Origin of the sequence: Nocardioides salarius (assembly GCF_016907435.1) — a bacterium.
In the GTDB taxonomy this organism is placed as follows: domain Bacteria; phylum Actinomycetota; class Actinomycetes; order Propionibacteriales; family Nocardioidaceae; genus Nocardioides; species Nocardioides salarius.
This window is the reverse complement of record NZ_JAFBBZ010000001.1, coordinates 3,321,714-3,334,072: the sequence shown is the minus strand read 5'-3', so window position 1 is coordinate 3,334,072 and position 12,359 is coordinate 3,321,714. Positions and strand designations below refer to the sequence as shown.

The 12,359-nt window shown below is 71.8% G+C and carries 9 protein-coding genes; 1 reads left to right on the top strand and 8 read right to left on the bottom strand.

Translation table 11 applies throughout. The features are described from left to right. Positions 1-13: 13 nt before the first annotated feature. On the bottom strand, positions 14-1,096 hold the full coding sequence (locus tag JOE61_RS16020; protein ID WP_193667154.1) for a mannose-1-phosphate guanylyltransferase: 1,083 nt from the start codon (positions 1,094-1,096) through the stop codon (positions 14-16). Positions 1,097-1,120: 24 nt separating this feature from the next. On the opposite strand from JOE61_RS16020, the gene JOE61_RS16015 reads away from it, so the two are divergent. Continuing rightward, the gene (locus JOE61_RS16015) at positions 1,121-1,861 is read left to right on the top strand and encodes a TIGR03089 family protein (protein WP_193667153.1); all 741 of its coding nucleotides are present in this window, start codon (positions 1,121-1,123) and stop codon (positions 1,859-1,861) included. On the opposite strand, the gene JOE61_RS16010 is transcribed toward JOE61_RS16015, so the two are convergent. The 7 genes from JOE61_RS16010 to JOE61_RS15980 all read right to left on the bottom strand — a co-directional run bounded on the left by JOE61_RS16010 (position 1,843) and on the right by JOE61_RS15980 (position 12,066). Further along, positions 1,843-4,668 (bottom strand): FG-GAP-like repeat-containing protein, encoded by a 2,826-nt coding sequence (locus JOE61_RS16010; protein WP_193667152.1) that lies wholly within the window; start codon positions 4,666-4,668, stop codon positions 1,843-1,845. The genes JOE61_RS16015 and JOE61_RS16010 overlap by 19 nt on opposite strands. A 689-nt stretch (positions 4,669-5,357) precedes the next feature. Beyond that, a complete protein-coding gene (locus JOE61_RS16005; protein WP_193667151.1) occupies positions 5,358-6,137 on the bottom strand; it encodes an ABC transporter ATP-binding protein in 780 nt (259 codons plus the stop codon). Beyond that, positions 6,134-7,030 (bottom strand): ABC transporter permease, encoded by an 897-nt coding sequence (locus tag JOE61_RS16000; RefSeq protein WP_193667150.1) that lies wholly within the window; start codon positions 7,028-7,030, stop codon positions 6,134-6,136. The genes JOE61_RS16005 and JOE61_RS16000 overlap by 4 nt, the downstream gene beginning before the upstream one ends. Then, complete coding sequence (locus JOE61_RS15995; protein WP_193667149.1) at positions 7,023-9,032, bottom strand: glycosyltransferase; 2,010 nt, start codon at positions 9,030-9,032, stop codon at positions 7,023-7,025. The genes JOE61_RS16000 and JOE61_RS15995 overlap by 8 nt, the downstream gene beginning before the upstream one ends. Beyond that, the gene (glf, locus tag JOE61_RS15990) at positions 9,029-10,228 is read right to left on the bottom strand and encodes a UDP-galactopyranose mutase (RefSeq protein ID WP_193667148.1); all 1,200 of its coding nucleotides are present in this window, start codon (positions 10,226-10,228) and stop codon (positions 9,029-9,031) included. The genes JOE61_RS15995 and glf overlap by 4 nt, the downstream gene beginning before the upstream one ends. Before the next feature lie 6 nt (positions 10,229-10,234). Next, positions 10,235-11,134 carry a glycosyltransferase family 2 protein gene (locus tag JOE61_RS15985; RefSeq protein ID WP_193667147.1) on the bottom strand — a complete coding sequence of 300 codons (900 nt, stop codon included), beginning with the start codon at positions 11,132-11,134 and terminating at the stop codon, positions 10,235-10,237. After that, a complete protein-coding gene (locus JOE61_RS15980; protein ID WP_193667146.1) occupies positions 11,131-12,066 on the bottom strand; it encodes a glycosyltransferase family 2 protein in 936 nt (311 codons plus the stop codon). The genes JOE61_RS15985 and JOE61_RS15980 overlap by 4 nt, the downstream gene beginning before the upstream one ends. Between the last annotated feature and the right edge of the window lie 293 nt (positions 12,067-12,359).

Here is a 12,359-nt window from a genome sequence, read left to right as displayed (position 1 = left end):
GGGTCGGAGCGGCTCAGGTCAGGTCGGCGCGCCCGGACTCCTTGAGGGCGGCCACCACGGCCTTGACGTCCTGGGCGCGCTCGCGCGTGGTCACCAGCAGGGCGTCGGGGGTGTCGACGACCACGACGTCGTCGAGCCCGACGACCGCCACCGTCCGGCCGCCGGCCACGACGAGGCCGGAGGCGTCGACGACGCGCACGTCGGCGTCGCCGAGCACCGTCATCGGGACCCCGTCGGCGCCCAGCAGCGCCGCCAAGGAGTCGAAGTCGCCCACGTCCTCCCAGTCGAAGGCGGCCGGCACCGTGGCCACCCGGCCGGCCGCGGCGGCGGGCTCGGCCACCGCGTGGTCGACGGCGATGCGGGGCAGGCGCGGCCAGATCTCGTCCATGCGCGAGCCGTCGGCCGCGAGCGCGCGCAGGTCGGCGGCGAAGCCCGGGTCGGTGTCGGCCAGCAGGTCCAGCAGCACGGTGGGCCGGGCCACGAACATGCCGGCGTTCCAGCGGTAGCCGCCCTCGGCCAGGTAGCCCCGGGCGACCTCCACCGACGGCTTCTCGACGAACTGCGAGACCCGGGCGGCGCCGGGGTGCTCGGCCAACGGCTCGCCGGAGCGGATGTAGCCGAAGGCCGAGGAGGGGAACGTCGGCTCGACGCCGAGCGTGACCAGCCACCCCTCGCGGGCCACCTCGACGGAGGTGCGCACCGCGCCGGCGAAGCCCTCGACGTCGGCGATGACGTGGTCGGCGGCGAAGGAGCCCATCACCGCGTCGGGGTCGGCGCGCTCGATGAGCGCCGCCGCGAGCCCGATCGCGGCCATGGAGTCGCGGGCGGACGGCTCGGCGAGGATAGCCTCGGGCGCCAGCGTGTCGAGCTGGCCGGCCACGGCGTCGCGGTGTGCGGCCCCCGTCACCACCAGCACCCGGCCCGGGGCGAGCGGCCCCAGCCGGTCGTGGGTCTCCTGGATCAGCGTGCGGCCGCTGCCCCGCAGGTCGTGCAGGAACTTCGGCGCCCCGGCGCGGCTCAGCGGCCACAGGCGGGTGCCGGCGCCGCCGGCGGGCACCACGGCCCAGAAGGAGTCGATGGGCGCGAGGCTCGTCATGGGCGACACCCTAGTGTCGGGGCCGTGACGACCCTCCCCGCCCTGCTGCAGCGCGAGCTGTCCCGCGACCCGGGCCGCCCGCTGGTGACCTTCTACGACCACGCCTCGGGCGAGCGCAGCGAGCTCTCCGTGACGACGTACGCCAACTGGGTGGCCAAGGCGGCCTCGCTGCTCGTGGAGGAGCACGACCTCGAGCGCGGCGACGCGCTGTGCCTCGACCTGCCCGCCCACTGGCTGGGCCCGGTGTTCCTGGGGGCCGCGTGGAGCGCAGGCCTGGTGGTGGTGGGCGCCGAGGAGGCGGGCACCGCCGAAGCCGTGGTGTGCGGTCCCGGGTCGGTGGCCGAGCACGCCGCTCGGGCAGGGGACGTGCCGGTGCTGGCCTGTGCGCTGCTCCCGATGGGGGTGCGCTTCGCCGAGGCGCTGCCCGAGGGCGTCCACGACGTCGGCGTGGAGATCTGGGGCCAGCCCGACGCCTTCATCGCCTTCGACCCCCCGGAGGCCGGCGACCCCGCCGTGCGCGCGCCCGGGCTGGCGCTGAGCCAGTCGGAGCTGTGGAGCGCGGCCGCCGCCGGGACTCTCGTCACCGACGGCGGCCGTCTCCTCTCGGCGGCGAACCCGGCTTCCCCACCGGAGATCGCCACCTTCACCGAGCCGCTCGCACGCGGCGGCTCGCTGGTCCTGGTCGCGCACCCTGACCCGGCGCGCCTCGAGTCGACCTCGGCCGACGAGCGCGTCACGGACAGGGATCAGTCCACCAGGTCGTAGACCCCCGCCCCGTCGGCGAGGAAGCGCGGCGCCCGGAAGCCCGACGCCTTGCCCTCGAGGAGCCAGAGGTGGCCGGTCGCGCTCTCGCGCACCACCAGGTCGGCGCGGGTCGCGAGCGTCATGTCGCCGATCCCGGTCACCAGGTCGTAGCCGCGCAGGTCGAGGCCGAGGCGCTGGGGGTCGGTGAGCCCACCGGGCCCGTTGCCGGGGTAGGCCACCAGCGCGTCGCCCTGCCGGAACATGGAGTCCGGTGCGCCGTCGCGGTTCCACAGGCCGACACCGACCTGGCGGGTCGCGCTGATCGCGCTGTGCGCGACGTACGCCGGGCCCAGCTGCGCCGCGCCCCGGCCGGGGTAGATCATCATCGAGCCGCCGGTCGGCTGGCCCATCAGGTCGGGCCAGCCGTCGCCGGTGACGTCGCCGACCGACTCGAGCAGGCGGACGCCGCCCATGCCGCGGCCCAGCAGCACGGCCTTGCCGAACGAGCCGGCACCGTCGCCGGGACGCATCTTGAGCGCACCGTTCTTGCGCTTGCGCAGCACCAGGTCGCCCAGGCCGTCGCCGTCCCAGTCGCCGACGTTGAGCAGCAGGTCGGCCGAGCGCATCCGGGTGCCGGTGTCCACCGGGGCGCGGGTCTCGGCCTCGCCGGTCGAGACGATCTTCATCAGGGTGTCGCCCTTGAGGAAGACCAGGTCGGGGACCCCGTCCCCGCTCAGGTCGGCTCCCCCGGTCAGGCCCGGGCGGCCCTTGAGCCGCTTGATCGGGCCCAGCGGGTGGCCCACGCTGCCGTCGCCGCGACCGGGCAGCACGTAGCCGTGCCCGCGCTCGCGCCGCACGAAGAGGTCGGTGTGGCCGTCCCCGTTCCAGTCGCCCAGCGCGCTGACGACGTCCCACGCGGAGCCGGACCCGGCGCCGACCAGGGGCTGCGCGGCACCGAAGCCCGCGGCCGAGCCGCGGTGCCAGACCATGGCGCCGTCCGTGCGCCGCGCGACCAGGTCGGCGAACCCGTCGCCGTCGAGGTCGCTGCCGGCCAGGGCGTCGTACCCGGACCAGCCGGTGGTGGCCGCGGCGGCGCGGAAGCGCCCGTCGCCGCGCCCCGAGAGCACCTCGAGGGTGTCGCCGTCGCGCCCGACCAGGTCGGGACGCCCGTCGCCGTCGACGTCGCCGACGGCGGTGACCAGGTCGTGGCCCTCGGTGGCGGTGGCGGTGCGGGTGGTCTCGCCGAAGCCCCCGTCCTGCCCGGGCCGCACGTCGACCGCACCCGAGGCCGTCACGCCCAGGGCGTCGGGACGCCTGTCGCCGGTCACGTCGTCGGAGAGCAGCACCGACTCGTAGCCCGACCAGCCCGACGAGACCGTGGCCGGCTTGCGGACCCGGCTCATCCCACCGGTGGGGATGATGAAGACGCGACCGTCGGAGGCGCGGCGCGCCACCAGGTCGGGGTGCGGGGAGTCGACCAGGTCGGCGGGCAGCTGGCGCCCGCCGAAGTCGGCCTGGGCGGCGTCGGCCAGCCTGCGGATGTCACCCAGGCGCTGGTAGAGGAATGCGCCGGGGCAGGCGGTCGAGCCGGCGTCGCGGTGGCCGTTGACGGCCGGGAAGGAGCGGCTGCCGACCTGCTGGGAGCCCGAGGCGGCGTCGACGCCGTGCAGCGACAGCTTCCACGCGAAGAGCGCGCCGTAGGCCTGCACCACGGCCTCGCTGGGCCGCACCTGCTCGAAGTTGCCGATCGCCGACATCGCGAACGAGTTCTCGTTGTAGCCCAGGGTGTGCGCCCCGACCACCGGACGGTCGACGCCGCCGGCGCGGCCCTCCCAGATCCGACCGAAGCGGTCGACGAGGTAGTTGTAGCCGACGTCGGACCAGCCCCGGGACTTCGTGTGGTACGCGTAGATGCTGCGCAGCATCGCCGGGACCTCGTCCTTGGTGTAGCTGTTCGCGTTGACCGTGTGGTGCACGAAGCCGGCGTGCACCTCGCTGTAGCCCGGCGAGCCGCTGCGCAGCCGCTCGTCGGCGCCCCACTGGGCTCGCGAGTAGATCACCGGCTTGGGCGTCACCTGCGACGACTGCAGGGTGAGCACGTCGGTGCCGGCGCTGTCGTCGACCTCGAGGTCGCTGACGGAGACCGCGTCGCCCGCCCCGGCCAGGGCGGCGGTGTCGAGCGCGGCGCGCTCCTCGGCGGTGGTCTCGGCGGTGCCGGGGTCGATCACGGCCATCCGCATGTCGGCGGGCAGCGCACCGGCGCGCTCGGTGCTGCGCACCTGCACCTCGTCGACCTCGCCCAGCATCATCGGCTCGGTGCCCGGCCGCGCGTCAGCAGCCTCGGGGCTGCCCGGGTCGGGGGCGTGCTCGTCGTGGTACTCGAGCTCGGCCCACGCGCTCCACTCACCCTCGGTGCGGGTGCGCACCTCGAAGGCGATGTCGTCCTCCTCGAGCTCGGTGCCGGGCTCCCAGGTGACGCCGACGGCGCCGTAGCCGCTGACCACCTCGGGGCTGCTGGTCAGCACCGTGGCGCGCTCACCGCCGAGCGTGCGCGCCTGGACCCGGCCCAGGGCCGCGCCGGAGGGGGCCGTCAGTGCGTGCTCCTCCACGACCGCCTCGACCGGCGCGGTCGGCACGGTGGCCGTCTGCTGCGCCGAGCGGACGTACGCCGCGAGCGCGCCGTCGTAGCCGGGCACGGCACTGCTGCCGGGGCGCTGGACGACGTCGAGGTTGATCACGCTCGCGGCGGGCGCGAGCACGGCGACGACGGCACCGAGCACCAGCAGCTGCTGGCAGCCGCTGACGAAACGAGACCTGCTGGGGGGCATACGACGGTCCTTCACAGTGCGCGGGGAAGTTCACACGGTGCGCAACTTTCACACGAGTCACATGGGCCACGGAAGGTTTCGTGAGTAACTACAATCGTGTAATTTCCAGTCGACACGCCGACGATGTCGAGAAAAGTCAAGTTCTCGAGGGTGCGCAGGTGCCAGCGGCGCCGCTGGACGAGTGACGCCACCGTTGGTCGAGCAGCGAGGAGCGCCAGCGACGAGCGACGCCGAGGCCCCGTGAGTCACTCCCAGACCGCAACCATGCTCGCCGTACGCCATGGACCCACCCGGTTTCGAGACAGGCGCTGCGCGCCTTCCTCAACCAACGACACCGTTGGTCGAGCAGGGAGGAGCGCCAGCGACGAGCGACGCCGAGACCCCGTGAGTGACTCGCAGACCGCAACCGTGCTCGCCGTACGCCATGGACCCACCCGGTTTCGAGACAGGCGCTGCGCGCCTTCCTCAACCAACGACACCGTTGGTCGAGCAGCGAGGAGCGTCAGCGACGAGCGACGCCGAGACCCCGTGAGTGACTCGCAGACCGCAACCGTGCTCGCCGTACGCCATGGACCCACCCGGTCTCGGCGACGCTCGAGCCTTCGGCCCTCGCTGCTCAACCAACGAGACGCAGGAACGCCGACCCGGCTCGTTCACACGAGCCGGGTCGGCGTCTGCGGTGCTGCGGGTCAGATGTCGGCGCCGAGCTCGTCGTCGTCCTTGTCCTCGTCGTCGGAGTCGTACTTGACGTACTTGATGCCCTCGTCGACCCCGCCGTCGAAGCCGAGCCGGCCGTCCTCGAGGACCAGGACCCGGTCGCACATGCGGCGCACCGAGCCGGCGGCGTGGCTGACGTAGAAGACGGTGGCCCCTGAGTCGCGGACCTCCTCCATCTTCTCCAGGCACTTGCGCTTGAAGGGCTTGTCCCCCACCGCCAGCGCCTCGTCGGCCAGGAAGATGTCGCAGTCGACGTTGATGGCCACCGCGAAGCCGAGCCGGGCGTACATGCCCGAGGAGTAGTTGCCGACGGGCGAGTCGAGGTGCTTGCCGATGCTGGCGAACTCGATGATCTCGTCGAGCTTGCGGTTGGTCTCGCGCTCGCTCATCCCGAAGACCGCGGCGTTGAGGTAGACGTTCTCGCGGCCGGTGAGCTGGGGGTGGAAGCCCGCCCCGGTGGCGATCAGGCCGGCGATCCGGCCACGGGTCAGCACCTTGCCGGAGTCGGGCTTCATGATGCCGTTGACCAGCTTGAGCAGCGTGGACTTGCCGGAGCCGTTGAGGCCCATCAGGCCGATCGACTCGCCCTGCTCGACGGTGAAGGAGACGTCGTCGAGCGCCTTGAAGGTGTCGCTGATCTGCTGGCCGCGCATCTTGGCCACCGTCACCTCCTTGAAGGTGCGGTGGTAGCGCAGCGTGAAGGCCTTCGTGGCGTTCTCCACCACGATGGACGTCGAGGACGGGTAGCTCAATTCAACCGCTCCGGGATCTTGTCCTCCAGCGACCGGAAGACCAGCTGGGCGACGACGAGCGCCAGGCCCGCGATCGCCAGCATGACGAGGCCGCGGGTGAACAGGTGGTCGGGCAGCTCGGTGGCGGCCGTGGCCGCCGGGTCGTCGGTCGTGCCCACCCAGAAGGCGCGCTGCACGAGCAGCACCGCCTCGGCGAGCGGGTTGTAGAGGTAGTACTGCGCGAAGCCCTTGAAGCGCTCCTCGACCAGCGTGAACGGGTAGATCATCGGGACGCTGAACCGCACGAAGTTGGTCAGGATGCCCACGGCGCTGGCGAAGTCGCGGAAGTAGACGTTCGCGACGCTGAAGAGCAGCGCGAGCGCGGTGCCGAGCAGCATGATGATGCCCAGCGCCAGCAGCAGCGCCAGCATGCCGAGCACGTCGGGAGTCCACCCGTAGGGCACGCACGCGATCACCAGGATCACCAGCTGCGGCGCCACGTGGTAGAGCGAGACGAGCATCGAGGCGACCGGGAACATCTCCTTGGGCAGGGACATCTTCCGGATCAGTGCCTTGTTGCGCACGATCGAGCGGGTGCCGGCGTTGAACGTCTCGGTGAAGAAGTGCACGACGATCAGGCCGGTGAAGATGTGGATCGCGAAGTTCTCGGTGCGGTCGCGGCCCAGCAGCAGGGTGAAGATGAAGACGTAGATCAGGAACTGGCTCAGCGGGTTGATGTAGGACCAGATCAGGCCCAGGAACGACCCGGAGTAGCGGGCGCTGATCTCGCGCCGGACCAGCAGCTTGAGCAGGTAGCGGTGCCGGAAGACCTCGAGCAGCCCCTGCGTGGCGGCCGGCGAGGTGAGCGGGGCGTCGACGACGTGGTCGGCCGGCGGGCGGGTCGACTCAGCCATCCGTGTCCGCCGGTTCCTGCATCCAGGGCCGGAACGTCTCCTCCCACGCCTCGGGCGAGGTGATGTGCCCGAGCTCGGCGCGGTACTCCTCGACCAGGCGCGGCCACTCGCGCTTGAGGCGCTCGTGGATCTGCACGGTCTTGGCCATCATCTCGCGGAAGGTCTCGGGGTCGCGCCGGTAGAGCGCGGCCGAGGTGCCGTCGTTCATCGAGACGACCGCGGAGTCGTAGCGCCCCAGCCGGTACCACTTGGCGTCCATCGCCCGGATCTCGGCCTCGGGGTGGCTGCGCGAGAGCGGGCGCGGCTTCTTGAGCTGGCGGATCGGCTGCAGCCCGGCGCTGACCAGCGTGGCCAGGCGGCCCGGCACCGCCGAGTCGTCGCGGCCCTTGCGCGGCGGCTTGCTGCGGCGTACGGGCGCGAAGGCGTCGGGGTCGACCTGCAGCTGCGCGTCGGTGAACTGCTTGCGGGTGGCGTTGACCTCGGCGAGCTTCGTGGGCAGGTCGCGGTGCAGGGTCCCCGGCCCCTCGAGCACGTCGAGCAGCGCCTGGTGGCGGATCTCGACCGTCGAGTACTGCATGGCCACGAGGTGGGCGATCTGGTGGTTGCGGCTCTCGCGGATCATCCGGCCGCCGTGCGGGTACGGCGAGTGCAGCAGCGCCGCGACGAAGCGGTTGCGCACGTGGAAGTAGGCCTGCCAGTCGAGCGCGTCGTTCTTGTCGGTCCACGGCACGTGCCACACCGCCGCGCCGGGGAAGGTCACCGTCGGGTAGCCCGCGGCCTTGGCGCGCAGCCCGAACTCCGAGTCGTCCCACTTGATGAAGACCGGCAGCGAGAGCCCGACGTCCTCGAGCACCCGGCGCGGGATCAGGCACATGAACCAGCCGTTGAAGTCGACGTCGATGCGCTGGTGCAGCCACCGGGTCGAGCGCAGGTTGCGCGAGGCGAAGTCCCAGTCGCTGAAGACGCCGGGCGCCGACTGCCACCAGAAGCGCCAGGGCTGCACGATCTCGCCGAAGCTGTGCAGGCGGCTGCGGGAGTAGAGGTTGAACATGTGCCCGCCCACGATCGTGGGGCGCCGGGCCAGGTCACCGAACGTGATCGCGCGGATGATGCCCTCGGGCTCGCAGACGACGTCGTCGTCCATCATCATCGCGTACGTCGCGGTGCCCTTGCGCACCGACTCGAGCTGGCCGCGGGCGTAGCCGCCCGAGCCGCCGAGGTTGCCCTGCTCGATGATGCGCAGCAGGTCGCCGAGCGACTCGCGGGCCGCGGGGAGCTCCGGGGAGTCCACGACCTTGTCCTTGCCCTGCTCCATCACCATGACGGAGTCGAGGTAGGGGCGCAGCGCCTCGTCGTCACCGACCTGCTGCAGCAGCTTGGCGCAGAAGTCGGGGCGGTTCATCGTGGTGATGACCAGGTCGACGGTGCCGTGCGCGGCCCGGTCCTCGGGCACCTGCGCGGTCCACTCCGCGGACTCCACGACGACCTCGTCGTCGCCGGCCACGACGTCGTACCAGTACCAGCCGCCGTCGACGAAGGGCTTGAGGCTGAGGTCGAAGGTGAAGGTCCCGCCGCTCTCGCTGCCCGTGCTGGCGGTGTCGACGCGCTGGCTGTTGCCGCGCGCCATCGACTTGTAGACGATCACGCTCGCGCCGCGGCCGCTGACGGTGACGCTCAGCTGCACCTCCTCGACGACGCTCCAGCGCCGCCAGTAGCTGGCCGGGAAGGCGTTGAAGTAGGTGCCGAACGAGAGCCGGTCGCCCGAGGGGACGCTCAGCGCGGTGCGCGAGACGATCTGGTCGGGGTGCAGCTGGGCGCCCGTGGTGACGCCCTTGCGCATGGTGGCCACGTTGAGCTCGCGGGCCTGGCGGTTGCTGCCGACCTCGTACTTGTCGGCGTCGAGGACGGCCGGCTCGGGGTCGACGTAGAGCGGCAGCACGTCGAGGTCGCGGTCGACGGGCAGCACCTGGCGCTGCAGCAGCCGGGTGGTCGTGGTGCTCATGCGTCGACTCCTCCGCTGGTCAGGGTCTCACCGTCGCGGAAGTGCGGGGCGAGCTTGTTGTCGACCATCGAGAGCGCGGAGCCGATGGCCATGTGCATGTCGAGGTACTTGTAGGTGCCCAGGCGACCACCGAAGAGCACCATCGGCTCGGCCTTGGCCAGCTCGCGGTACTTCAGCAGCTTCTCGCGGTCCTCGGCGGTGTTGACCGGGTAGTACGGCTCGTCACCCTCCTCGGCGAAGCGCGAGTACTCGTGGACCACGATCGTCTTGCCGGGCAGGTAGGTGCGCTCGGGGTGCAGGTGCTTGAACTCCAGCACCCGGGTGTGCGGCACGTCCTGGTCGTTGGCGTTGACCACCCCGGTGCCCTGGAAGTCGTCGACGTCGAGGGTCTCGGCCTCGAGGTCGATGGTGCGCCACGACAGCCGGCCCTCGGAGTTGTCGAAGTACTCGTCGACGGGGCCGGTGTAGACGATCGGCACCTTGCCCTTGTACTGCTCGGCGACGTCGAAGAAGTCGGTGGAGGTGCGCACCTCGATGTTGGGGTGCTCGGCCATCCGGGTCAGCCACGCGGTGTAGCCGTCGACCGGCAGGCCCTCGTAGGTGTCGTTGAAGTAGCGGTTGTCGAAGGTGTAGCGCACCGGCAGCCGGGTGATGATGTCGGCGCTGAGCTGCGTCGGGTCGGTCTGCCACTGCTTGGCGGTGTAGCCCTTGACGAACGCCTCGTACAGCGGGCGGCCGATCAGGCTGATCGCCTTCTCCTCGAGGTTCGTGGCGTCCTCGGTGGCGATCTCGCTGGCCTGCTCGGCGATCAGCGCCCGCGCCTCGTCGGGGGTGTGGCTCTTGCCGAAGAACTGGTTGATCAGGCCCAGGTTCATCGGGAAGGAGTAGACCTGTCCCTGGTACTTGGCGAAGACCCGGTGCTGGTAGCCGGTGAAGTCGGTGAACCGGTTGACGTACTCCCACACCCGCTTGTTGGAGGTGTGGAAGAGGTGCGTGCCGTACTTGTGCACCTCGATCCCGGTCTCCGGGTCGATCTCGCTGTAGGCGTTGCCACCGAGGTGGTCGCGCCGTTCGAGCACGAGGACCTTGAGTCCGAGCTCGCTGGCACAGCGCTCCGCGACGGTGAGTCCGAAGAAGCCGGAGCCCACGACCACGAGGTCGGGCTGCTGGGCGGGGTCAGTGTGAGGGGCTGGCACGGTCGGTCAGTCTACGGACGATGGCGGCAGCCGGCGCATCCCACGCGCTGCGCGCATGGCCCGGATCACGTTGCCGGCCTCCGCCCGCCCCCCGCGCGCCGGGCTCAGCACCACGACCGCCAGGGCGATCAGCCAGGGCTTGAGCCGCACCAGGGCGTTCTCGCCGTAGCGCAGGTGCACGGCGAAGAGGTTGCGGTACATGTAGTACCCCTTCCACCCGGCCAGGTCGTGCTGCTGGTCGAAGTCGAGCTGGCGCACCAGCACCGCGTCGCGCAGCGCCCAGATGCGGTAGCCGGCCCGCCGCGCGCGCACCGCGAAGTCGACGTCGTCGTAGAAGATGAAGTAGCTCGGGTCGGGCAGGCCGATGCGCTCCAGCACGCCGCGGCGCACCATGAACCCCTCGAAGGCGACGTTCTCGAGCTCGACCCGCTCGGGCATCGCGTCCCGGCTCCCCCAGTCGGTCTCGACCATCCTCGACTTGGGCTTGATCGCCAGAGGGTTGCGCAGGTCGAAGCGGGTCGCGGCCTTCTCGCAGAGCCGACCCTGGGAGTCCTCGCGCACCGCCATCAGGCAGTCCTCGTCGGTGGCCAGCAGCACCCCGAGGCAGTCGGGGGCGGGCAGCACGTCGTCGTCCATCAGCCAGATCCGGTCGACGCCGGCGTCGTACGCCGTGCGGGTGCCGAGGTGGAAGCCGCCCGCGCCGCCGAGGTTCTCGGGCGTGCGGACCACCCGCAGGCCCGGCAGCGTGCAGGCGGCCAGCACGTCGGGGGTGTGGTCGGTGCTGGCGTTGTCGACGACCACGACCAGCTCGGGCGCGGGGTCGAGGGCACCCAGGCCGGCGAGCATCCGCTCGAGCAGGTCGGCGCGGTTGTAGGTGACGACCACGACGCCGGTGGTCTCGCTCATCGCAGGAACCTCTCGTGGCCGGTGAAGTCGCCGCGCAGCCCGGCCAGGGCGGCGCGGGCGCTGAGCGCGACGCGGCCGGGGTCGCGGCGGGTGAGCAGGTAGAACCACACGGTCTTGGCCCAGAACATCGCCACGTGCGCCCAGCCGCGGTAGTCGCGCAGGTTGACGGTGTTGTTGCGGGCCATGCAGTAGGCCTTCAGCTCGCTGGGGCTGTGGTTGTAGGTGGTGCGCCCGCCCATCATCGGGGTGCCGAGCTCGCCGACCGAGGGGTGGTGCACGCGGGCGCCGGTGACGGTCGCGATGCGCGCACCCGCCTTCTCGGCGCGCAGCCGGTACTCGTGGTCGTCGCCCCAGATGAAGAACTCCGAGCGCGGCAGGCCGATGCGCTCGACCAGCTCGCGGGTGACCAGCACCCCGTTGAAGGGGATGACGATGTCGTCGAGGCGCCCGCGCGCTCCCCCGGCCCGCTCGACGTCGGCGAGGCGGTGCACCACGCGGGTCCCGCCGGGCAGCCGGATCGGGAAGACCAGGCGGCCGGGGTCGGCCTCGTCGACGACCAGGGGCCCCCAGAAGTCGAGCCCGTCCTCGGCCAGGAGCCCGGCCAGGCAGTCCGGCTCGGGCAGCCCGTCGTCGTCCATCAGCCAGACCAGGTCGGCGTCGCGCTCGACGGCCCACTCCAGCCCGTCGTGGAAGCCACCGGCCCCACCGACGTTGCGCTCGAGGGTGCGGGCCCGCAGCGGCGTCCCGGGCGCGGCGGCCGCCTCGGCCAGCCAGGATCCGGTGCCGTCGGAGGAGGCGTTGTCGACGACGAGCACCTCGTCGACCTCCGCCACCTCGCGCAACCGCGCCACCAGCCGCTGCAGCAGCTCGAGCCGGTTGAACGTCACCACCACGGCGACCACACGGCGGGGGTCGGGGCTCGGGTCGGGCACGGCCGACACCCTACGGGCAGCCCGCCGTGGGTCGAGCAGCCAGGAGCGCCAGCGTCCCCCGTTGGTCGAGCAGCGAGGAGCGCCAGCGACGAGCGACGCCGAGACCCCGCGAGTGGCCCGCCCACCGCAACCACCCGCCGTACGCCATGGGGTCGCCGGGTTTCGAGACGGTTGCTGCGCAACCTCCTCAACCAACGACGCCGTTGGTCGAGCAGCAAGGAGCGCCAGCGACGAGCGACGCCGAGACCCCGTGAGTAGCCCGCCCACCGCAACCACTCGCCGTACGCGATGGG

Excerpts from the sequence above, each read along its gene's own strand:
- JOE61_RS16010 (WP_193667152.1), bottom strand. The coding sequence starts at position 4,668 with ATGCCCCCCAGCAGGTCTCGTTTCGTCAGCGGCTGCCAGCAGCTGCTG.
- JOE61_RS15985 (WP_193667147.1), bottom strand. The coding sequence starts at position 11,134 with ATGAGCGAGACCACCGGCGTCGTGGTCGTCACCTACAACCGCGCCGAC.
- JOE61_RS16020 (WP_193667154.1), bottom strand. The coding sequence starts at position 1,096 with ATGACGAGCCTCGCGCCCATCGACTCCTTCTGGGCCGTGGTGCCCGCC.
- JOE61_RS15995 (WP_193667149.1), bottom strand. The coding sequence starts at position 9,032 with ATGAGCACCACGACCACCCGGCTGCTGCAGCGCCAGGTGCTGCCCGTC.
- JOE61_RS16000 (WP_193667150.1), bottom strand. The coding sequence starts at position 7,030 with ATGGCTGAGTCGACCCGCCCGCCGGCCGACCACGTCGTCGACGCCCCG.